This is a genomic window from Paraburkholderia sp. BCC1884, assembly GCF_900996225.1.
Lineage (GTDB): Bacteria > Pseudomonadota > Gammaproteobacteria > Burkholderiales > Burkholderiaceae > Paraburkholderia.
Map to the genome: position 1 here is coordinate 1 of NZ_CAAJGL010000034.1, position 444 is coordinate 444.

Below are 444 nucleotides of genomic sequence, written 5' to 3' on the forward strand. Positions count from 1 at the left end.
TGATCCGCAAGGCCGACCAGGCGATCGCGGAAGTCAGCGTCGATCGCGGCGCCTACGCGGCCTTCCTGGCCGGAGGCTCGCCCACCGCGGCCGATGCCTCGCTGACCATGCGCATGCGCCCGACCTACGCGGCCTCCGCCATCGACTGGTCCACGAAGACCGGCCGCCACAGCCTGGTGCGCTTCGAGATCGCGCCGGTCACCCGCTATCTGTACGGCACCGACTACGGCAACTTCGACTATTCGGTGGGCGCCGAACTGCGCGCCTTCGTGCCGCTCTGGCGCGGTGCCGAGTTCTACGCGAGCGCGATCGCGCCGATCGCCAACAGCCGCAACATGGACGACGGCCGTTTCTACAGCGCCTACCGGCTGCGCGGCGGCATCGCCGACGCGGCGCTGGCGCAGAGCTTCTGGATCGCGCCGCGCGTGTTCAACGTCACCTCGG

Annotated in this window: 1 pseudogene; it reads left to right on the forward strand. The window is 70.0% G+C overall.

Annotated features, from left to right (window positions below):
- Positions 1-444 (forward strand): annotated as a pseudogene (locus tag FQ705_RS02870) (hypothetical protein); the annotation flags it as partial.